The sequence below is a fragment of the uncultured Campylobacter sp. genome, assembly GCF_937890585.1.
Taxonomy (GTDB): domain Bacteria; phylum Campylobacterota; class Campylobacteria; order Campylobacterales; family Campylobacteraceae; genus Campylobacter_A.
Map to the genome: position 1 here is coordinate 1 of NZ_CALACG010000117.1, position 18,345 is coordinate 18,345.

General features: G+C 37.6%; 22 protein-coding genes, 1 other RNA gene and 3 pseudogenes. 15 read left to right on the forward strand and 11 right to left on the reverse strand.

Annotated elements, in window-relative coordinates; translation table 11 throughout:
• The first annotated feature begins 54 nt into the window (after nt 1–54).
• The 5 genes from dnaA (at nt 55) to Q0296_RS03345 (ending at nt 6,818) form a co-directional block, all read left to right on the forward strand.
• Nucleotides 55–1,365: a chromosomal replication initiator protein DnaA gene (dnaA, locus tag Q0296_RS03325; protein WP_002940543.1), complete on the forward strand. Its 1,311-nt coding sequence runs from the start codon at nt 55–57 to the stop codon at nt 1,363–1,365.
• 153 nt (nt 1,366–1,518) lie between these two features.
• Entirely contained in the window at nt 1,519–2,586 is a 1,068-nt protein-coding gene (gene dnaN / locus Q0296_RS03330) for a DNA polymerase III subunit beta (protein ID WP_021088742.1), read from the forward strand.
• A 17-nt stretch (nt 2,587–2,603) separates the two neighbouring features.
• Entirely contained in the window at nt 2,604–4,913 is a 2,310-nt protein-coding gene (gene gyrB / locus Q0296_RS03335; protein WP_298036505.1) for a DNA topoisomerase (ATP-hydrolyzing) subunit B, read from the forward strand.
• A gap of 52 nt (nt 4,914–4,965) precedes the next feature.
• Nucleotides 4,966–5,583: a preQ(1) synthase gene (gene queF / locus Q0296_RS03340; RefSeq protein ID WP_298036507.1), complete on the forward strand. Its 618-nt coding sequence runs from the start codon at nt 4,966–4,968 to the stop codon at nt 5,581–5,583.
• The gene (locus Q0296_RS03345; protein WP_021092473.1) at nt 5,583–6,818 is read left to right on the forward strand and encodes an HD domain-containing protein; all 1,236 of its coding nucleotides are present in this window, start codon (nt 5,583–5,585) and stop codon (nt 6,816–6,818) included. The genes queF and Q0296_RS03345 overlap by 1 nt, the downstream gene beginning before the upstream one ends.
• On the opposite strand, the gene ffs is transcribed toward Q0296_RS03345, so the two are convergent.
• Nucleotides 6,805–6,902, reverse strand: an RNA gene (gene ffs / locus Q0296_RS03350) — signal recognition particle sRNA small type. The genes Q0296_RS03345 and ffs overlap by 14 nt on opposite strands.
• Before the next feature lie 113 nt (nt 6,903–7,015).
• Here ffs and Q0296_RS03355 point away from each other — a divergent pair.
• Nucleotides 7,016–7,450, forward strand: a complete 435-nt coding sequence (locus tag Q0296_RS03355) for a hypothetical protein (protein ID WP_107936077.1) — start codon at nt 7,016–7,018, stop codon at nt 7,448–7,450.
• A gap of 79 nt (nt 7,451–7,529) precedes the next feature.
• Here Q0296_RS03355 and Q0296_RS03360 read toward each other — a convergent pair whose 3' ends face one another.
• Genes Q0296_RS03360 through purM form a run of 3 tightly spaced genes read right to left on the reverse strand, consistent with a single transcriptional unit; the run spans nt 7,530 to nt 9,224 of the window.
• Nucleotides 7,530–7,949 carry an RDD family protein gene (locus Q0296_RS03360; RefSeq protein WP_298036513.1) on the reverse strand — a complete coding sequence of 140 codons (420 nt, stop codon included), beginning with the start codon at nt 7,947–7,949 and terminating at the stop codon, nt 7,530–7,532.
• Between the two features lies 1 nt (nt 7,950).
• Complete coding sequence (locus Q0296_RS03365; RefSeq protein WP_298036515.1) at nt 7,951–8,244, reverse strand: hypothetical protein; 294 nt, start codon at nt 8,242–8,244, stop codon at nt 7,951–7,953.
• Nucleotides 8,241–9,224 carry a phosphoribosylformylglycinamidine cyclo-ligase gene (purM, locus tag Q0296_RS03370; RefSeq protein WP_298036518.1) on the reverse strand — a complete coding sequence of 328 codons (984 nt, stop codon included), beginning with the start codon at nt 9,222–9,224 and terminating at the stop codon, nt 8,241–8,243. The genes Q0296_RS03365 and purM overlap by 4 nt, the downstream gene beginning before the upstream one ends.
• A 79-nt stretch (nt 9,225–9,303) precedes the next feature.
• On the opposite strand from purM, the gene coaE reads away from it, so the two are divergent.
• Nucleotides 9,304–9,906 carry a dephospho-CoA kinase gene (gene coaE, locus Q0296_RS03375; RefSeq protein ID WP_298036520.1) on the forward strand — a complete coding sequence of 201 codons (603 nt, stop codon included), beginning with the start codon at nt 9,304–9,306 and terminating at the stop codon, nt 9,904–9,906.
• Here the strand turns inward: coaE and Q0296_RS03380 are convergent.
• Nucleotides 9,896–10,516, reverse strand: coding sequence for a DNA alkylation repair protein (locus Q0296_RS03380; protein WP_298036523.1), 621 nt, complete (start codon nt 10,514–10,516; stop codon nt 9,896–9,898). The genes coaE and Q0296_RS03380 overlap by 11 nt on opposite strands.
• A 75-nt stretch (nt 10,517–10,591) precedes the next feature.
• Here Q0296_RS03380 and dapF point away from each other — a divergent pair, with 75 nt between their 5' ends.
• Nucleotides 10,592–11,335 (forward strand): diaminopimelate epimerase, encoded by a 744-nt coding sequence (gene dapF, locus Q0296_RS03385; RefSeq protein ID WP_298036547.1) that lies wholly within the window; start codon nt 10,592–10,594, stop codon nt 11,333–11,335.
• 168 nt (nt 11,336–11,503) lie between these two features.
• Here the strand turns inward: dapF and rplT are convergent, their stop codons facing one another.
• Together rplT and rpmI are read right to left on the reverse strand one after the other, a co-directional pair.
• The gene (gene rplT, locus Q0296_RS03390; protein ID WP_004317321.1) at nt 11,504–11,860 is read right to left on the reverse strand and encodes a 50S ribosomal protein L20; all 357 of its coding nucleotides are present in this window, start codon (nt 11,858–11,860) and stop codon (nt 11,504–11,506) included.
• A 99-nt stretch (nt 11,861–11,959) separates the two neighbouring features.
• Nucleotides 11,960–12,151: a 50S ribosomal protein L35 gene (rpmI, locus tag Q0296_RS03395; protein ID WP_012000969.1), complete on the reverse strand. Its 192-nt coding sequence runs from the start codon at nt 12,149–12,151 to the stop codon at nt 11,960–11,962.
• Nucleotides 12,152–12,352: 201 nt separating this feature from the next.
• Here rpmI and Q0296_RS03405 point away from each other — a divergent pair.
• The 4 genes and pseudogenes from Q0296_RS03405 to Q0296_RS03415 form a co-directional block, all read left to right on the forward strand.
• Nucleotides 12,353–13,800 (forward strand): annotated as a pseudogene (locus Q0296_RS03405) (C69 family dipeptidase); the annotation flags it as partial.
• Nucleotides 13,777–14,112, forward strand: a pseudogene (locus tag Q0296_RS11530) (RepB family plasmid replication initiator protein); the annotation flags it as partial. The pseudogenes Q0296_RS03405 and Q0296_RS11530, both read left to right, overlap by 24 nt.
• A gap of 105 nt (nt 14,113–14,217) precedes the next feature.
• Entirely contained in the window at nt 14,218–14,385 is a 168-nt protein-coding gene (locus Q0296_RS11535; RefSeq protein WP_366939720.1) for a hypothetical protein, read from the forward strand.
• A gap of 109 nt (nt 14,386–14,494) precedes the next feature.
• Nucleotides 14,495–14,749 carry a hypothetical protein gene (locus Q0296_RS03415; protein WP_298036534.1) on the forward strand — a complete coding sequence of 85 codons (255 nt, stop codon included), beginning with the start codon at nt 14,495–14,497 and terminating at the stop codon, nt 14,747–14,749.
• Between the two features lie 26 nt (nt 14,750–14,775).
• Here the strand turns inward: Q0296_RS03415 and Q0296_RS03420 are convergent, their stop codons facing one another.
• From Q0296_RS03420 to Q0296_RS03435, 4 genes are all read right to left on the reverse strand, one after another.
• Nucleotides 14,776–15,129, reverse strand: coding sequence for a type II toxin-antitoxin system HicB family antitoxin (locus Q0296_RS03420; RefSeq protein WP_298036536.1), 354 nt, complete (start codon nt 15,127–15,129; stop codon nt 14,776–14,778).
• Nucleotides 15,129–15,353 carry a type II toxin-antitoxin system HicA family toxin gene (locus Q0296_RS03425; RefSeq protein ID WP_185899107.1) on the reverse strand — a complete coding sequence of 75 codons (225 nt, stop codon included), beginning with the start codon at nt 15,351–15,353 and terminating at the stop codon, nt 15,129–15,131. Before Q0296_RS03425 ends, Q0296_RS03420 begins: the two co-directional genes overlap by 1 nt.
• A gap of 91 nt (nt 15,354–15,444) precedes the next feature.
• Nucleotides 15,445–15,726 (reverse strand): hypothetical protein, encoded by a 282-nt coding sequence (locus tag Q0296_RS03430; protein WP_298036539.1) that lies wholly within the window; start codon nt 15,724–15,726, stop codon nt 15,445–15,447.
• Nucleotides 15,723–16,295, reverse strand: coding sequence for a hypothetical protein (locus Q0296_RS03435; RefSeq protein ID WP_298036541.1), 573 nt, complete (start codon nt 16,293–16,295; stop codon nt 15,723–15,725). Before Q0296_RS03435 ends, Q0296_RS03430 begins: the two co-directional genes overlap by 4 nt.
• A gap of 451 nt (nt 16,296–16,746) precedes the next feature.
• Here Q0296_RS03435 and Q0296_RS03440 point away from each other — a divergent pair, with 451 nt between their 5' ends.
• The 3 genes and pseudogenes from Q0296_RS03440 to Q0296_RS03450 form a co-directional block, all read left to right on the forward strand.
• Nucleotides 16,747–16,953, forward strand: a complete 207-nt coding sequence (locus tag Q0296_RS03440) for a hypothetical protein (RefSeq protein WP_298036543.1) — start codon at nt 16,747–16,749, stop codon at nt 16,951–16,953.
• Nucleotides 16,953–17,921 (forward strand): MvdC/MvdD family ATP grasp protein, encoded by a 969-nt coding sequence (locus Q0296_RS03445; RefSeq protein ID WP_298036545.1) that lies wholly within the window; start codon nt 16,953–16,955, stop codon nt 17,919–17,921. Before Q0296_RS03440 ends, Q0296_RS03445 begins: the two co-directional genes overlap by 1 nt.
• Nucleotides 17,922–17,965: 44 nt before the next feature.
• A pseudogene (locus Q0296_RS03450) lies at nt 17,966–18,345 on the forward strand (hypothetical protein); the annotation flags it as partial.

An 18,345-nucleotide genomic window follows, 5' to 3' on the forward strand; every position in this document is an offset into this window, starting at 1 on the left:
TTAAATTTAAGATAAAATCGCTAATAAAATTCATTAAATAAAAAGGGTTGAAATTTGCTAGCAGACGAGATTTTAGAGCTTTTACAGACAAAAATATCAGCTAATGAATTTGACTGCTACATCAAACAATTAAAATTTAATGAAAAGGCTTCAAACGAAGATTTTATAGTTTTTAACGCCACGAGTGAATTGATGGCTAAATTTATAAAAACTAGATACGCAGAAAAGATCGCCTACCTTTACGAAGTAAAAACCGGCAAAAAGCCAGAGGTCGAGATAACAAGCCAAACAAAGCTAAAAAATATAAAACAAAACCAAGTAAATGTAAAGCAGATCAAGGCGCAAAGCAGCATTTTAAACCCTGGATATACATTTGAAAATTTTGTCTGCGGCGACTCAAATCAGTTTGCATTTTTAAACGCAAAAGCAGTCGCGGACAAGCCTGGCGTGCTTTACAACCCACTTTTTATATATGGCACAACTGGCCTTGGCAAGACGCACCTGCTTCAGTCAGTTGGCAACTACTGCCTAGATCAAGGTAAGGTCGTTATCTGCGTGACGAGCGATCAGTTTATGATTGACTTTACCACGCATCTAAATAGCCACTCGATGACTAAATTTCGTGAAAAATACCGAAACTGCGACGTTTTACTAATAGACGACGTGCAGTTTCTTGGCAAAACAGATAAAATTCAAGAGGAGTTTTTCAACACCTTTAACGAGCTCATCGCCAAAAAAGGTCAGATCGTCATGACCTCAGACCGCCCAGCAAAGATACTAAAAGGCTTTGATGAGAGGCTAAAGTCAAGGTTTGAACAAAGCATAATGGCTGATATCACGCCACCTGAGCTTGATACAAAGATAGCTATCATCATCAAAAAATGTGAATTTGACAAAATTTATCTAAACAAAGAGGTCATCGACTACATCGCTACAAACATGGGCGATAATATCCGTGAGATCGAGGGCGCTATCATAAATTTAAACGCCTATGCAAGCTTGATGAGAGTTGAGATAACGCTTGAATTTGCTAAAAATACACTAAAAGATCTCATCAAAGAGAAGCATGAAAATATAAATCTTGAAACCATTATAGAGATCGTTAGCAAAGAGCTAAACATCAAGCCAAGCGACATAAAAAGCAAGTCAAGAGTGCAAAACATCGTAGAGGCTAGACGCATCATCATCTACCTTGCAAAGATGCTCACTACAAATTCGATGCCGCAGATCGCAAACTATTTTGGCATGAAAGACCATAGTGCCGTTAGTCACAACATAAAAAAGATAAACGAGCTCATGGAGAGCAACGAAATTTTCAATCTCAGAGTGACTGAGATAAAGAACAAAATTTTAACAAAAGGATAAAAACAGAATGAAATTCGTGAATAAATGTGAAGAAATGAAAAATTCTTTTCACATTTTAAATAACGATGCTGGCGTGAGAAAAGATGGTTTTCACACTTTCACGCTACCAACTAATACAACAAAAAGAAAATTAAAAATAAGAGGGAGTATTTAATGAAGGTTTTAATAAACAAAAACATGCTTGAGAGCATAGTAACAAACACTAATCCATATCTCGAAAAAAGAGATCTTAGTGCTATCACTTCTCACATCTACATTTCAGCAAAAGATGGAGTTTTAAACATAAAAGCGACTGATCACGAGATAGGACTAGCATATAAACTAAGCAACGCAAAGATCGTTGATGAGGGCTATGCAACTGCAAATGGCAAAAAGCTACTTGACATCATCAAAAGCCTAAAAGATGAAGAGGTAACGCTTGAAACTGTTAATAACTATCTTTACATCAAGCAAAAAAACTCAAAATACAAACTTCCAATGTATAAATTTGAAGACTTCCCAGAGTTTCCAACGATAGAAGGAAAGGCTAAATTTGACATAGACGCCATAATGCTAGGCAGAAGCTTAAAGAAAATTTTGCCGTGCATCGATAGCAACAACCCTAAATTTGAGCTAAACGGCGCCTTACTTGACATAAAACAAAACTATATAAATATAGTAGGTACTGATACAAAAAGGCTAGCTGTATTTAAATTTGCAAATGAAGCGAGCAATGAGTTTTCACTGATCATCCCTAAAAAAGCGATAAATGAAATTCAAAAGCTATTTTTTGACAAGATAGAAATTTACTATGATGAAAACGTCCTCATCGCTCAAAGCCAAAATTTTGAGTTTTTCACAAAACTGATAAATGGCAAATTCCCTGACTATGAACGCGTTATACCAAAAGATATCGCTATAAGATTTGAGCTAAGCAGAGATAAGATGGTTGAGGGTATAAAGACTATTTCTATGCTAAGCGATCAGATGAAGATAACTTTTTCAAAAGAGAGCATCACCTTTGAGAGCATCATAGAGGATAACTCTGAAGCCAAAACGATGATAGAGTTTCAAACTGGACTTGAAGAAGATATCAGCATAAATGTAAAAAATAGAAATTTAATAGACTTCCTACAAAGCATAGAAGATGAGAAATTTGAGTTTGGATTTAAAGATAAAAATTTACCTTTCGTTGTTAGCTCAAAAGAGCTTTTAACAGTTATAAGTCCATTAAATATATAAGTTAAAAAAGGTTTATGATGGAAAATAATTACGGCGCAGAAAATATTAAAGTACTAAAAGGGCTTGAGGCGGTCAGGAAGCGCCCAGGCATGTATATAGGCGATACTAACATAAGCGGTCTTCACCACATGATCTACGAAGTCGTTGATAACTCTATCGACGAAGCGATGGCAGGATACTGCGATACGATAGATGTTGAGCTTACACGTGAGGGCTCAGCGATCATTAGCGATAATGGTCGTGGTATCCCAGTAGATATGCACCCGACTGAGAAAATTTCAGCTGCGACTGTTGTTCTAACTGTGCTTCACGCTGGTGGTAAATTTGACAAAGATACTTATAAAGTCTCAGGCGGTCTTCACGGCGTTGGTGTATCTGTTGTAAATGCCCTTTCTAAAAAGCTAATCGTAAATATCAAACGTGATGGCAAACTTCATAGGCAAGAGTTCTCATGTGGTATCCCACAAAGCGATCTTGAAGTGATAAAAACTACAAACCGCACAGGTACGCAAGTTGAGTTTTGGCCAGATGATAGTATATTTGAAGTGACTGAATTTGACGATGAAATTTTAGTAAAAAGATTTCGTGAGCTAGCCTATCTAAACCCAAAGATAACTATAAATTTCAAAGATCAAAGAAATGGCAGAAGCGAGAGCTTTCATTTTGAAGGAGGACTTGAGAGCTTTGTAACTGATATGAATAAGGCAAACGCTGTCAGCAAAGCGGTCTCATTTAGCGGCGGTGAAGATGATGTTATGGTTGATTTTGCGCTGCTTTATAATGACACTTATAGTGAAAATTTACTAAGCTTTGTAAATAACATCAAAACTCCAGATGGTGGTACGCACGAGGCTGGCTTTAGAGCGGGCCTTACAAGAGTTATCACAAACTACGTTCAAGCAAACGCTGCTGCACGTGAAAAAGATACAAAGATAACTGGCGAAGATATCCGCGAGGGACTTATCGCTGTTGTGAGCGTAAAAGTGCCAGAGCCGCAGTTTGAGGGACAAACAAAGGGCAAACTAGGCTCAAGCTACGTAAAACCTATCGTTCAAAAGATGGTTTTTGACGTGCTTACAAAGTATTTTGAAGAAAATCCTATTGAAGCAAGAGCGATAATGGATAAAGCTCTAATGGCAGCTCGTGGTAGAGAAGCTGCTAAAAAAGCTAGGGATCTAACTCGTAAAAAAGAGAGCATGAGCGTAGGCACGCTCCCTGGCAAACTAGCTGACTGCCAGAGTAAAGACCCAATAATTAGCGAGCTATATCTAGTGGAGGGCGACTCTGCGGGCGGTTCTGCAAAGCAGGGTCGTGATAGAGTTTTCCAAGCGATATTGCCGCTTAAGGGTAAAATTCTAAACGTTGAAAAGGCAAGACTGGATAAAATTTTAAAGTCTGATGAGATAAAAAATATGATAACAGCTCTAGGCTGCGGTATCGGAGATGAATTTGACGCTGAGAAGCTTAGATATCATAAGATCATCATCATGACCGATGCCGACGTCGATGGTAGCCACATTCAGACACTGCTTTTAACTTTCTTCTTTAGATTTTTAAATAAAGTTGTAGAAAACGGCCACATCTACCTAGCTCAGCCGCCACTTTACCGCTATAAAAAAGGTAAAAAAGAAATTTATCTAAAAGATGAAAAGGCACTAAATGAATTTCTTATCGAAACTGGTATCGAGGGCGTTGATATAGAGGGTATCGGCAGTGCGGATCTCATCGACTTTCTAAAGATCGTTGCAGCTTATAGAAGCGTCTTAAAAGAGCTTGAAAAACGCTTTAACGTCCTTTCAGCGATCCGCTATATGATAGAAAATCCAGACATCGTCTCAAAAAGCTACAATGAAATTTTTGAAATTTTAAGAGACTTCTTAAAAGCTGAGGGTCATAACATACTAAACCACTACGTTAGCGAAGATGAGGTTAGAATTTATGTCCAAACTGAAAGCGGCCTAGAAGAGCTTGTGGTAAATGAAAATTTATTTACAAATCCACTCTATGAAGAGGCGCTTTACATCAGCCAAAAGATAAAAGAGCGCGGTCTAGACTTGCATAGTGACGTTATAGATGTGCTTGATGAAGTAGAGAAAAATGCGAAAAAAGGTGCATATATCCAGCGCTACAAAGGTCTTGGTGAGATGAACCCTGAGCAACTTTGGGAGACAACTATGAACCCTGAGAACAGAAGACTTTTAAAGATCGATATAAACGATGCTATAAGTGCTTCTGATACGTTTAATCTCTTTATGGGCGATGAGGTCGAGCCAAGAAGAAATTACATCCAAGACCACGCAAAAGATGTTAAACACTTAGATATTTAAAAGGTGATCAAATTTAAATTTGACCTAATTAGCAAAAAATAAAGGATAAAAAATGAGTGAAGAGATGAAGTATGGCGAGAAAATTTTAAAAGAATTTGACGTAGAGAGTGACCTTGAGGTCTGGGAAAATAAACAAACAAGGGACTATGTCATAAAGATCACTCTGCCTGAGTTTTGCTGCCTTTGCCCTCGCTCTGGTTATCCTGACTTTGCGACCATATACCTCGAGTACATCCCAAATAAGCTAGTTGTCGAGCTAAAAGCGATAAAGCTTTATATAAATAGCTTTATGAACCGCAACATCAGCCACGAAGATAGTATAAATGAAATTTACTCTGTTTTAGAAAAAAAGCTTGAGCCTAAATTTATGAAGATAGTTGGCGACTTTAACCCACGTGGAAATGTCCATACGGTTATCGAGATCAGCTCTGATCTAGTGGTAAAAAAGCCAGCTGAAGAGAAAGAATACACTCCAAGAAGTAGGGAGAGAAGCTTTAGCGACAAGCCGCGCGAGAGACGTAGCACAAGCGATCGCGCTAGCAGCAGAGGCAGCAGAGATGATAAATTTAAAAAAGATGATAAGCCAAGAAAAAGCTCAAACAAAGAGGGTTTTAGAAAGATAAGCTACGCTGATGATAAGAAGCCAAAAGTAGTCAAAAAGGATAAATAATGATAAGTGCTAAGCTTATAGAACATATCTTTAAAGCAGCATCTATATCACGTTGGAACGACTATCCAAAGATGACAAATTTAGTCGAGCTTGACAAGCAGGCTCATAAATTTATCATCGCTTATTTCATAGCAAAACAAGAGCAAAATGCCGACATGAACTACATCATCGAGGCTGGAATTTTTGAGTTTTTAAGCAGGGTTGTTGTCACAGACATACGCCCTGACGTCTTTCACCACATCCAAAAGACAAAAAAAGAGCAGATAAATAGCTGGGTTTTAAGCAACCTTGAGACGCTCATCTCAGATATCGAGGACGGCGAGTTTTTGGAGAGATTTAAAAACCACTATAAAAACGACAAAACTCACGAGAAAGAGCGCCTTATACTAAAAGCGGCGAGCTACCTTGCCACAAGGTGGGAATTTTCTATCGTCTATCAAACGAGCCAGTTTTTAAGCGATATCGACGAGCTTAAGGCGAAGGTTGAGGAAGAGATGGAGGATTATTACGAGCTAATCGGCGTTAGAAAGATCGCTATGAATCAAAAATTAGCCCGCCTTGTTGATCTAAGTGGCAGGTTAAGGTTTCAAAAGCGCTGGGCACAAACGCCACGCATCCCTGAAACTGCGGTCTTAGGACATATGCTAGTTGTTGCGATACTAAGCTACTTTTACTCACTAAAAGCAAAAGCTTGCAAAAAACGCTTGGAAAATAACTTCTTTTGCGCACTATTTCATGACCTACCAGAGAGCCTAACAAGAGATATCATAAGCCCTGTAAAATACGGCGTAAAGGGGCTAAATGAGATCATCAGCGAGTATGAGATGAGGCTTATTGATGAGAGGATTTTGCCATTTGTGCCTGAAAAGATCAAAGATGAGTTTAGCTACATCCTTGGCATCAGAAAAGATGGCGAGAAATTTATCAAAGATGAGTTTGAAAATAGGACTTATGAGCGCAAGATCATCTGCCATGAAGGGACTATGGAGAATGTAAATGAGGATAAATTTAACCCGATAGATGGCAAAGCGCTAAAATACTGCGACAAGCTCTCAGCCTACATCGAAGCTGGAATTTCCATAAGCTATGGCGTCAAGTCAAAAGAGCTAACCGATGGCTTTAATAATATGTATAAATTTTTTAGCGAAAAACCTAAGATCGACGGAGTGGATTTTTTAGAAATTTGCGATGATTTTAATGAGCATTTTGGTTTAGAAAGACCCCCTCTCAGATGACTGCGGCACACACTTAATACAAGTGCTCTGCTGTGTTCCCACCCTGAAGCGGTGCTCATAAAAAGCATTGCACAGGTCTAAGAAGGAGCTTCGCAATCATACAAAAACTATACTTAAATTTAGTTTTATAGTTACATTTTTAAAAATTTAGCTTTAAGAGTATATAATCTCACATAAATTTCACCAAAAGTAGGGTAATGCCAGGAAAGATCAAGCTTCGTTTTTTATCGGCTTTTAGGGATTTTTTCATCTATCACCACAAGTCTTTAGAGTTTCGTGCCAAAATTTTTGCTGCGATTATCTCGGCTAAATTTGACCCAGACGAGGATGATTTTGACGTTTTAAACGACATCGTAAGTGAAATTTATGAAAACGATCAGACTAGAAAAGACTTCTTAATCCAAACCGTTAGAGAGTACGTCGCAAGGGTCAAAAGAAGCGATAGGATCACGCTTGACACGCTTCTTTTAAGCATAGATAAAGATATGAAAGACCACAAAAGATATGCTAAAAAGATAGACTTTTCGCACCTTCGCCGCTTGATGAGTGGCTGCGAGGAGGAAATTTTAGTCCAGCAAAGAGTCTATGAGTTTTTGATAAATGAGGTCAAACTCTACTCGCAAAGTGCTTAAATTTCATCTAAATTTAATCAAAAATTTTTCTATTTATATCGCTACATAGGTCATTTATAGTTGGTTTTATGACTAAAAATTAGTTTGACTTCTGCACGGCGGCTGAATGGGTGATGATGTCGTGTAAATTTAGCTTGTCTTTTCTAAAAAAGCAAAGGCAAAGTCCGATGATGCTAAAGCCAGCAAATGCAAAGCAAATTTGACGCAAGATCGCGTGAAGAAGGCTTAGCTTTTTACCGGTTTGTAAATTTATGAGATAAATTTCTTGCGCTTTGTAGCCTGGAGTCTGTGCCTTTATGCTAAAAAATAGACACATTATAAATGAGATGAGGCTATTTACGCCAAAGATGGCAAGCTGGTTATGCAAAAACGCCTCTTTGCCACCTAGCAAAAGGTAGGTCGTGGCGTAAAATATCGGCATGCCGATGATGAAAAGATCGATGATAGAGGCCTTTACTCTAGCCCAGATCGGTGCGATTTTCGCTTTTTGCTTTGCCAAGTTATTTTCCTATATTTATGTAGATACGGCTAAATTTCTCCCAATCATATAGGTAGATAAGGCAGTCGATCACCTCACAGCTCTCATCGTAAAGATCGCCGTCCTCGCCGTTGTCTTGCATGATAGGCAGCATGCCTGATCCTCGCGAGACCTCACACCAATAATCATAAAAATCAAGCTTTTTGATATCGCTCTCTAGCACGCCAAACATGCCTAAAAACTGATAGACACTAAGGTCAAAAAAACTCTTATTTTCAGTTTTTTGCAGGCGTTTTACGCTATTTGTGTGCATCAAACTAGCTCTACGCCCTTGCCGCTTACCACTTCGCCGATCACGTAGCCATCGCTATTTGCTAGCACAGCATCTACGTTTTCTTTAGGCACAACAAGGATCATGCCAATGCCCATGTTAAATGTCCTCATCATCTCGCTTTCTTCTACTTTTTGCGCGAGGATTTTAAAAATTTCAGGCGTTTTTATAGCGCTTTTTTGCACCTTCGCGCCAAGTCCAGTAGGAAAGACGCGAGGCAGGTTTTCAACTATGCCACCACCAGTTATGTGCGCCATTGCTGTGATCTTATCTTTTAATTTTAAAAAGTCGCTCACGTAAATTCTAGTTGGCTCAAGAAGCACGTCGATGAGCGCTCTATCGCCCACTTTTTCGTCAAATTTAAGCCCAAGCTCGCTTACTACTTTTCTTGCAAGCGAAAAGCCATTTGAGTGCAGGCCGCTACTAGGAAGTGCGACTAAAACATCGCTTGCTTTTACAAATTTGCTTCTATCGATCTCGTCAGCCTCGGCGATACCCACGGCAAATCCAGCAAGGTCAAAGTCGCCCTTTTCATACATCGACGGCATCTCGGCTGTCTCACCGCCTATCAGCGCGCACTGCGCCTTTTTGCAGCCATTTGCGATGCTTTTTACCACCTCTTTGGCGCTCTCTATCTCAAGTTTTGCAGTCGCGTAGTAGTCGAGGAAAAAGAGTGGTGTGGCGAAGTTGCAGATGAGGTCATTTACGCACATAGCGACTAGATCCTCGCCAACGCCGTCAAATTTCTTAGCGTCGATAGCTAGACGAAGTTTCGTGCCAACGCCGTCGGTCGCACCTAAAATGGCTGGATTTTTATATCCGCTTGGCAGTCTGACCGCACCTGAAAATGATCCGATGCCGCCTATGACGTTTGGTGTTTGCGTAGATTTTACGAAAGGCTTGATCGCCTCAACAAAGCTATTTCCAGCATCTATATCGACTCCGGCATCTTTATAACTTATCATTTTCGCCCTTTTGGTTATTTTTTAAAACTTTAGCCAAAAGTTGCTAAAATTGTTATCAATTTTCAAAAATGGAGCGACTTTGCAGAAATTTCCAAACGCCTACGTCATCACGGGCTCGATCGCCAGCGGCAAAAGCACGGTTGTAAATTTACTAAAAGAGCGAGGTTTTAGTGTGATCGACGCAGACGTGATCGCACACGAGCAGCTTGAAATTTGCAAAGGCGAGATAGTGGAAGTTTTTGACGAGCAAATTTTAGATGAAGCTGGCAAGATAGATCGCAAAAAGCTTGGCGCTATCGTCTTTCGTGAGCCAAAAAAGCTTAAAAATTTAGAGCAAATTTTGCATCCAAAGATAAAAGCTGAAATTTTATCAAAGGCCTCGCAGCTTGAGAGTTTGGGGCAGATTTATTTTGTCGATATTCCTTTGTTTTTTGAAAAACAAGAGCGTTACGCTGAGTTTAAAAATGTAGCCGTTATCTACGCGCCAAAAGAGCTTTTACTAAGCCGTCTAATGAGCCGAAACGCTCTAAATTTAGAGGATGCAAAAGCTAGAGTAGAGCTTCAGATGGACATAGAGCAAAAGAGAGAAATGGCAAATTTCATCATCAATAATAGCGGCGACAGGGAGAATTTAGAGCTGGAGCTAGAGAAATTTTTAAAGCAAATTTGCGCTATTTCTTGATAAATTTACTAGCAAATTTATATGTTTGCATGGCCTCTTTACTACCCAAATCCCAGCTTTCAAGCTCGGCTTTTACTAAATTTGGAAATTTCTTGCTTATATCTTTTAAGGCATTGCCAACTGATTTTCTAAGATACTCACTCGCATCGTCTTTTAAACTAGCTAGCCGCCTAATGGCCTCATCTGGGTTATCTTTAAAATAGGGCCTATTTGTCCATATCCTAAGCCCCTCACTTACGGCTCTTTTTGCATTTGCGTTGCCATTTTCTAGCCAGTTATCAATGGTAAAAAGTGCCTGCTCGTAGCCAACCTTTTTACAAAACTCATCAAACGCCTTTGCCAGCACCTCTTGAACTCGCCAGTTTTCATCTTTTGAAACCTGATCTCTCATAAACGTCAAAATTTCTTCACTATCTGATATGTGCCCAAAGAGAAAAACGGCGTACATTCTGAGCTGATAAACCTCTGAGTCGTAGGCTAAAAATGCGAGCTTTTTACAATACTCTCTACCATGTGCTTTGTAGTCAGCCAAAGCCCTACTTTCTTGCTCTTTAAAGCCATTTTCTATCAAAGAAAACTCTTTTTCTAAATTTAAGATGTAGCTCTTCAAGGTGGCTCCTTTAAATTTATTAACAACTCTTACCTAAATTTTAGTAAAATCACGCAAAAAATAAAAGGATGGCTCATACAAGTCTCAAAATATAACGCTAGCGGCAATGATTTTGTCATTTTTCACACATTTTTAAGCAAAGATAGAAGCGAGCTTGCAAGGCAAATTTGCAGCCGAACAAACGGCGTGGGAGCTGATGGGCTCATCGTGCTTTTGCCTTATGAAAAGGGCGTGAAATGGGAGTTTTACAACAGCGACGGAAGCTACGCTGCGATGTGTGGCAACGGGTCGCGTGCGGCTGCTAGATATGCCTATCTAAACGACCTTGTAAGTTCAAGCGAATTTGCTCTGCTAACTGGCAGTGGCGAGGTGATGGCAAGCGTGAAAGGTGAGTGCGTCGAGGTCGTGCTAACAAGCCCAAAAATTTTAAGCAAACCGCTAAATGAAAGTGGCAAAACTTGGTATTTTTACGATACTGGGGTGCCTCATCTTGTAAATTTCACGCAAAATTTAGATGAATTTGACGTCAAAGAGTGCAGGGCGCTTCGTCAAAAATACAACGCAAATGTAAATTTAGCCAAATTTGATGGCGGAGTTTTAAAGGTAAGAACCTACGAAAGAGGCGTGGAGGACGAGACGCTAGCTTGTGGCACTGGCATGGCAGCTTGCTTTTACGGCGCTACTTTAAATTTAAACGCAGCGCAATGCCTAAAAGTCTATCCAAAAAGCGGCGAGGAGCTTGGTCTTAGGCTGGAAAAAGGTAAAATTTTATTTAGTGGAGCAGTGAAACACTGCTTTGATACGAGTATTGAAATTTAGCTATTTTTGCTGCTGTGTAGTTAAATTTGGCTAGTAGTTTGTAAAAGTCGCAGGTAGTAAATTTAAATTTCATATCAAATTTTGTGTAAACAAAGAGTTTTATAGAGTTTTTGTTATTAAATTTTAAAGTATAAAAAAGAAGATCTCCGCCGAAGCGGAGAAAAGGTGTTATTTCAAAGCATCTTTTGCTTGTTTTGCAAGTGCCGCAAATGCCTTCGCGTCATTCATAGCTAGATCAGCTAAAATTTTTCTATCAAGTTCGATCTTAGCTTTATTTAAGCCGTTGATAAATCTTGAATAGCTAATGTCGTTTAGTCTGCAAGCTGCGTTGATACGAACGATCCATAAACGTCTGAAATCACGTTTTTTCTGGCGTCTGTCGCGGTATGCGTAAACTAAACTTCTCTCTAGTTGCTCTTTAGCTTTTCTAAAGTGTTTATGTCTAGCACTGAAAAAGCCACGTGCTAGCTTTAAAACTTTCTTATGGCGTCTTCTTCTAACTACGCCTGTTTTTACTCTTGCCATATTTATCCTTTTACAAATTGGCGCTCACAAAGTGAGTCTTGCCCCTAAATTTGGGGGAGTTTGAATGACTCTTTGTCAAAAACTTAAATCTACAGCTGCTTATACGCCGAGCATTTTGCGAACGGCTGGGACATTTGTGCTGTCCACATATTGTGGGCCACGCAAATCTCTCATACGCTTACTAGGTTTTTTTGTTAAGATATGGCTTCTAAAAGCAGAGCCTCTTTTTATCTTATTTTTACCTACTTTAAAGCGCTTAGCAGCACCGCGAACGGTTTTCATCTTTGGCATGCTAATCCTTTTTGAAATTTTATACGCAAGTGCGTAAGTTTTGGATTATAGCGAAAAATCCTTTAGAAAATTTAAATTTCACTTAGACAAAATTTGCAATAAATTTACATTTAACTTAAAAAAGTTTTAAAAATCGGAACTAATTTATTAAATTTGGCATATAATTACATATGAAAATTTTATTTTACTAAAGGAGTAAAAATGAAAGGCAAAATTCTCGCATCGATCGTCGCTATGAGTGCGATTTTAGGCACAAGTAGCTTGGCATGCACTACCATTTTAGTAGGAGATAAAGCTTCAAACGACGGATCTATGTTAGTAGCTAGAAGTGCTGATAGCAAGGTTATAAAGGCTCAAGTTTTTTGATCCATCCAGCAAAGAAAAACCAAACTGGCATGCATAGCTCAAAAGCCCATGACGGCGCAAATGATTTTACATATCCACTTCCAAAAGATGGCATGAGATATATAACGATCGCAAATTCGCATACAAAACTTCATGGGGCAGTTGGCTACAACGAAGCTGGAGTTGGACTAAGCGGCACTGAGACTATTTATGCAAAAGATGAGCTTTTAAAGATCGATCCATACAATGAAGAGAGTGGCATCACAGAAGATGACATCCCAGACGTGCTTTTGCCGCGTATGAAGAGCGCAAAAGAGGGCGTTAAGCTTCTTGGCGAGATAGTGGAGACAAAGGGCGCTGGAGAGGGCTTTGGCGTGGTATTTATCGACGCAAATGAGCTTTGGTACTTTGAAACAGGCACAGGGCACAAGTGGATCGCTTCAAAGATCCCACAAGATGAATACTTCGTCACTGCAAACCAAGGCAGACTTCACGCTTACAAAGAGAATGATCCAAATTTCATGGGTGCAAAAGATGTGATCAAATTTGCGATTGACAACAAGACTTATGACCCTGCAAAAGATGGCGAATTTAACTTTACAAAGGCCTATACAAGGGACGATGAAAGAGATGTGACTTACAACTACCCACGTGTTTGCTGGGTTCAAAGTATGTTTAACCCAAGTCTAAAACAAGACTTTGCCGATGGTCAGAAATTTCCAGTATTTTTAAAACCAGAGAAAAAACTAAGCGTTGAAGACCTAAAAGCTGCGATGAGAGCCCACTACGACGGCACTGCGTTTGACAACTACGCTAGCAAAGATGAAGATAAGAAAAACATCTACCGCGCCATAAGTGTCTTTAGAACATACGAGTCTCACGTCATGCAGGTGCGCCCGTGGCTACCAAAAGAGATTGGCCGTGTGACCTACGTAGCTCTTGGCATGGCTGATCTTAGCGTTTATTTGCCGTATTACGAGGGGCTTGATGGCTTTATAAAAGGCTACTCAGACGGCTCATACGATGCTGATGATACTTCGATATACTGGGTTTATAGAAAGCTTCAAACCCTTGTAATGACTGACTATGAGAAGTATTCGCCGGTGGTTAAAGAGGCCTACGCTAAATTTGAAAAAGAGTTGGCGGTAAAACAGGCTAAATTTGAAGATGAGCATGTAAAGCTTTATAAAAAAGATAAGAAAAAAGCGGACAAACTCTTAATTGTAAAATATTCAAATGAATTAAACAAGGTAAATTTTAGCTCCTTAAAAGAAACACAACTAAACGTACTTTTTACAATCTTAGCAAAAATACGTCACGAAGCTGCCAAAGATGGCATTCAAATACCTACAAGAGAGTTATTTGAATTGGCCAATATTAATGATAGGGGCGGTTATAGAGCAAATTTGCTAAGTAGCCTTGGTGTATTGCAAGAGTTTAAAATTCAATATACATATGAGTGAAATAGCGACAAAAACGCAGCAGTTCAAGAAATTATTTTTCCAAAAATGCAAATTTATGATGATAAAAATGGTGAAGTTTTAAATGTAAAAGTTTCAGAAGCTTTTAGAGAACGTTATTTAAAGGCTATGCCACAATTTACACGCTTTGAGCTTGAGGAGTTTGTAAATTTAAGTGGCACATACGCAAAAAAAACAATTTACCGTTTCTTAAAACAGTATCAAACGGCAGGGCTTTGGCATGTAAAATACAAAGATTTTATGGAGCTTTTGGGTATTCCAGATAGCTATCGTGCAACAGATATAGATAGACAAATTCTAAAACCAGTAATTAAACAACTATCATCAGAACACACTCTTTTTGATCAGCGTCGCACGCCTTTTAAAGGGCTTATGGTAAAAAAAGATAAAAAGCGGCAAATTTATTGAAGCACTAGAATTTTATTTCGAGCCTCAAAAAATAAGTGACATCGAGCGCGATAAAAAAGAGAATCGCCGAAATTTAGATACGATAGCCGGCGACATAAAACGTAAGGATATGCTAAAACAATTAAAGCACAACAATCCAATAACTGGCAAAACAGCTAATGACTTTGACGCGTATATAGGCAGGTATTTGCGCATATACAATGAAAAAATGGACGCTATAGACGTACTAAAAATTCAAAGCTTCGAGCAAAAAGGCAAGCAGCTGGAAATAAAGCTTTTAAATGTCGATGACGGATACTTGACCGCCATGATTTTTGACGACTTTAGGCATTTTAAAAATACTTTTGAAAAGTATGGAGATTAGCCCATATATTAACAAGGTGTGTAAAATTATACCGCCAACGCCTTTTTAGCTAGATCGCTAAGCCATGCCGAGCGGTTATTAGTAACTGCATCTATTGCATTTAAAACGCCTTTGGGTATAGTCAAATTTATACGAACTTTAACGTTTTCATCAATCGGCTCATAGATACTTTCACTGTTTTCAAGAGCCCCTTCGACATAGCAAGCAAAGGCTTCTTTTAGATCCGCTATCGCTTCAGCTTCAGTAGCTCCCCAGCCGGCCATTAGATTATTTTTAGTTAGCCCCATATCTGCATACTGAGCAAAATAATCTCCGTCGTCTAGTCTTTTGATCGTGATTGTATACGGTAAGTTTAAATAATAGTTCAAGTCTTTTTTCATCATGACTCCCTTATTTTTGCTAAGATCTGTAAAACATAGATCTCTTTAATCGGCTTATGGTACGGTACAACTATCGTGTCGCCGCCTTTTTTAAATTTATGGTGCGAGCCTTTAACGTGATCTAATTCGTATCCGTGATTTAATAGCAGGCGCTTAACGTCGTCAAAGCTTGCATTTTTCGGATTATTTTCAAGTTTTTTGATTAATTTATCAAGACTCGACACGCCACCCCTTTTATATTTTATACTTACTATTATACTTACTATTTTTTATAAGTTTCTTAATTGCCTATCATCGGATCTGAGAGCAATAAAACTATCTGTTTATTTGCTTGGCTATCAAATTTCTAAGCACTTGATTCTTACTGATGCCTTTTTCTTTAGCCTCTTTGGTTAAAAACTCCATCTCATCATCGGATAGATACGCCGTCATCTGGCGAGTAGGCGGATTTTCTGATTTTGGGCGCCCTAGTCTTTTATATTTGGCCAAAGCAGCTTCTAATTCGGAAATCTTATCTAACTTTGCAGTCTGATCGTCCGCCTCCGCAAACCCAATTGTTACATCGTTGTTTAGTTTAAAATTTGAAAGATTTTTCACGATAAAGCCTTGGTTTTAATATATTCGATAATTTTATAGTATTGCAAATAGAAGTCTTTATACTGGGATCTCGATAAACCGTTTTGATTATAAAGTTCCGCAAAGCTCATGCCGTTTGCAATAGCATTCTCAAATATGGCCGATCTTTTTAAAAGCATATACTCGACGTCGTTTTTAAACCCAGCTCCCTTCAAGGCCCCTATAATAGTTCCAAGATCTCCTTTATTTACAACGTCCGTCACTAAAACCATCATATTCCTAGCATAGTCTTTTATTTGATTGTAAGTTTCTGCTGCTTTAAATACGGAGTTTATTTTAGGAGTAACTGGCATGATCACAAAATCACATTCTTTTAATATACTTAGTACTCCAGGAGCTACAAATCCGCCGAAATCATAAACCGTATCATCTACTATCTTACAAGGATTATAAAATACCGCTTTATCATATATTTGAGTGACTACGGAATTATCATTGGTCTGTAAATTTAAGCCTAGGTCCTTAGCCAAACTAAAGGCTAATGGTGTTTTACCAACTCCGCCTTTAGAGTTAATTACCGCTATTCTCATAAAAGTTCCTTTACAAGTTTTAAAATATTATAACTTAATCTATGTTAACAACTTTTAAATATAAACAATTTGTTATATATAATAGTTTTATATATTTATTAACTTATTTATACTTTAATAACTTATAAAATAATAGAAGTTATAAAAACTGCAGACAAAATAACTCTACTATTTTATTTGCAATAATATAAAAGTATATGCAGTAAGACCGCCGGTAATTCTATTTTTACTATCATGAAAACGTCTAAATGGTATTAAGTTGAGTCTAAACACTGAGAGAAAAGCAGCCATTAAAAAGAGTGAGATATAATAACAATAAATGCAAGTAGAAAAATATTATAAAGCTACAACTATCTAATATCTTTAAAACACCGGCCACCAAAAATTATTGTTTAAGTTTTTTATAGTAAAATACTAGGATTTTTCACAAAAACCACAAAAAGGATAAACAATGAAAGTATTTGCAAGCCAATTTTTAGAAACCATGAGTTCTAATCTAAACGATCAAGATGATTGGTCATGGGAGCCAGCAAACAATAAGGCATACGAAATTTTTGCATCGGGAGCTTCTACTTCTACAAGAGAATCTACCTATGCCGCCGAAACAGACAACAGATCTGACTCTGATAGACCAAATGAAGGATTAATGGCCGTTTAATGTTGCTTATACTAAGTGATAACTTTGATGTTCATGCAAATATAGTTGAATCTAAAATAGCCGATAGTATAAAATATTTTAGATTCAATTTAGATGTAGAGTCTTTAAAAAATACCACCATAACATACAACAATACAATTTGGATTATAAAGCAAAAAGATATAGAGATAAAAAGCTCTGATATATCTTGTATTTGGTGTAGAAGGCCATTTGTAGAATTAACAATTGAAGAAAACATAAATTTACAAGATATTGATTTTAAAATTTGGAAAAACGAATGGAACGCTACATTACTAGGTCTATATACAAGTCTTAAAAGTAAAAAATGGTTAAATCCACTAACTAATGCTTTTCGCGGAGAAAATAAATATTATCAAAGAGAAATAGCAGACAAAATTGGTTTAAAAATGCCAAGCACATTAGTTTCTAACAACAAGAACGACCTTATTGATTTTGCAAAAAAATGTGATAACAATGTTATATTAAAACTTATGAAACAAGATATATATCAATGTCCAGATGGAGAAATGAGAGGCTTTTATACAAATAGGATTGGTGTTGAGCACCTAGAAAATTTTAGTACTACCGAAGAAAATCCTGTTGTATTACAAAAATATATAGAAAAGAATTTTGAAGTAAGGTATACAGTCGTTGGAAATGAACATCTAGTTTGTAAAATAGATTCACAAAAATCACAAAAAGCAAAAAATGACTGGAGAAGATATGATCTAACCAAAACTCCACATGTCTTAATAACTCCACCTTATGATATAAAAAATAAAATTGAGCAGTTTTTAAAAGAATTAGGGCTTGAATATGGTGCTATTGATTTTATAGTTACACCGGACAACGAGTGGATTTTTTTAGAAATAAATTGTTTTGGACAATGGCTTTGGATAGAAGACTTAACAGGTCTTGATATATCTGGTGCTATCTGCAGTTGGATATATAAAAATATAAAAATATAAAAATATACATTGTTTTTTACTATGGCTCTTTAAGGAGACATCAAATGATAGAATGTTGGGGTATAGAAACTAATAATTTAAAAGATATTGATATAAAAATTGAAACTAATTCATTAAATTTAATAATTGGATATTCTGGAAGCGGAAAATCATCATTAGCATATGATACTATCGCTTCTATTGGTAAAACCGAATTTATGTCAATGTTTTATGATGGAATAGAAGAGCCTACTTATAGAGTTAAGGGCTATAAAAATATGCTTCCGGCAGTTCCCATAAAACAGTTAAATTTTAACAATAATCTTCATTCTACTATAGGAACATATTTTGGTCTCAATAGAAGTATTTGTTTTTTATACTCCAGTCTGCTTAAAATTACTGAAACCGATTTCACGCTAAACAAAACATCAAATGTTTGTCAATC

Coding starts and splice junctions, on each gene's coding strand:
- dnaN (WP_021088742.1), top strand. CDS start 1,519: ATGAAGGTTTTAATAAACAAAAACATGCTTGAGAGCATAGTAACAAAC.
- gyrB (WP_298036505.1), top strand. CDS start 2,604: ATGGAAAATAATTACGGCGCAGAAAATATTAAAGTACTAAAAGGGCTT.
- queF (WP_298036507.1), top strand. CDS start 4,966: ATGAGTGAAGAGATGAAGTATGGCGAGAAAATTTTAAAAGAATTTGAC.
- Q0296_RS03345 (WP_021092473.1), top strand. CDS start 5,583: ATGATAAGTGCTAAGCTTATAGAACATATCTTTAAAGCAGCATCTATA.
- Q0296_RS03355 (WP_107936077.1), top strand. CDS start 7,016: ATGCCAGGAAAGATCAAGCTTCGTTTTTTATCGGCTTTTAGGGATTTT.
- purM (WP_298036518.1), bottom strand. CDS start 9,224: ATGATAAGTTATAAAGATGCCGGAGTCGATATAGATGCTGGAAATAGC.
- rplT (WP_004317321.1), bottom strand. CDS start 11,860: ATGGCAAGAGTAAAAACAGGCGTAGTTAGAAGAAGACGCCATAAGAAA.
- rpmI (WP_012000969.1), bottom strand. CDS start 12,151: ATGCCAAAGATGAAAACCGTTCGCGGTGCTGCTAAGCGCTTTAAAGTA.
- Q0296_RS11535 (WP_366939720.1), top strand. CDS start 14,218: ATGGAGCTTTTGGGTATTCCAGATAGCTATCGTGCAACAGATATAGAT.
- Q0296_RS03415 (WP_298036534.1), top strand. CDS start 14,495: ATGCTAAAACAATTAAAGCACAACAATCCAATAACTGGCAAAACAGCT.
- Q0296_RS03420 (WP_298036536.1), bottom strand. CDS start 15,129: ATGAAAAAAGACTTGAACTATTATTTAAACTTACCGTATACAATCACG.
- Q0296_RS03435 (WP_298036541.1), bottom strand. CDS start 16,295: ATGAGAATAGCGGTAATTAACTCTAAAGGCGGAGTTGGTAAAACACCA.
- Q0296_RS03440 (WP_298036543.1), top strand. CDS start 16,747: ATGAAAGTATTTGCAAGCCAATTTTTAGAAACCATGAGTTCTAATCTA.
- Q0296_RS03445 (WP_298036545.1), top strand. CDS start 16,953: ATGTTGCTTATACTAAGTGATAACTTTGATGTTCATGCAAATATAGTT.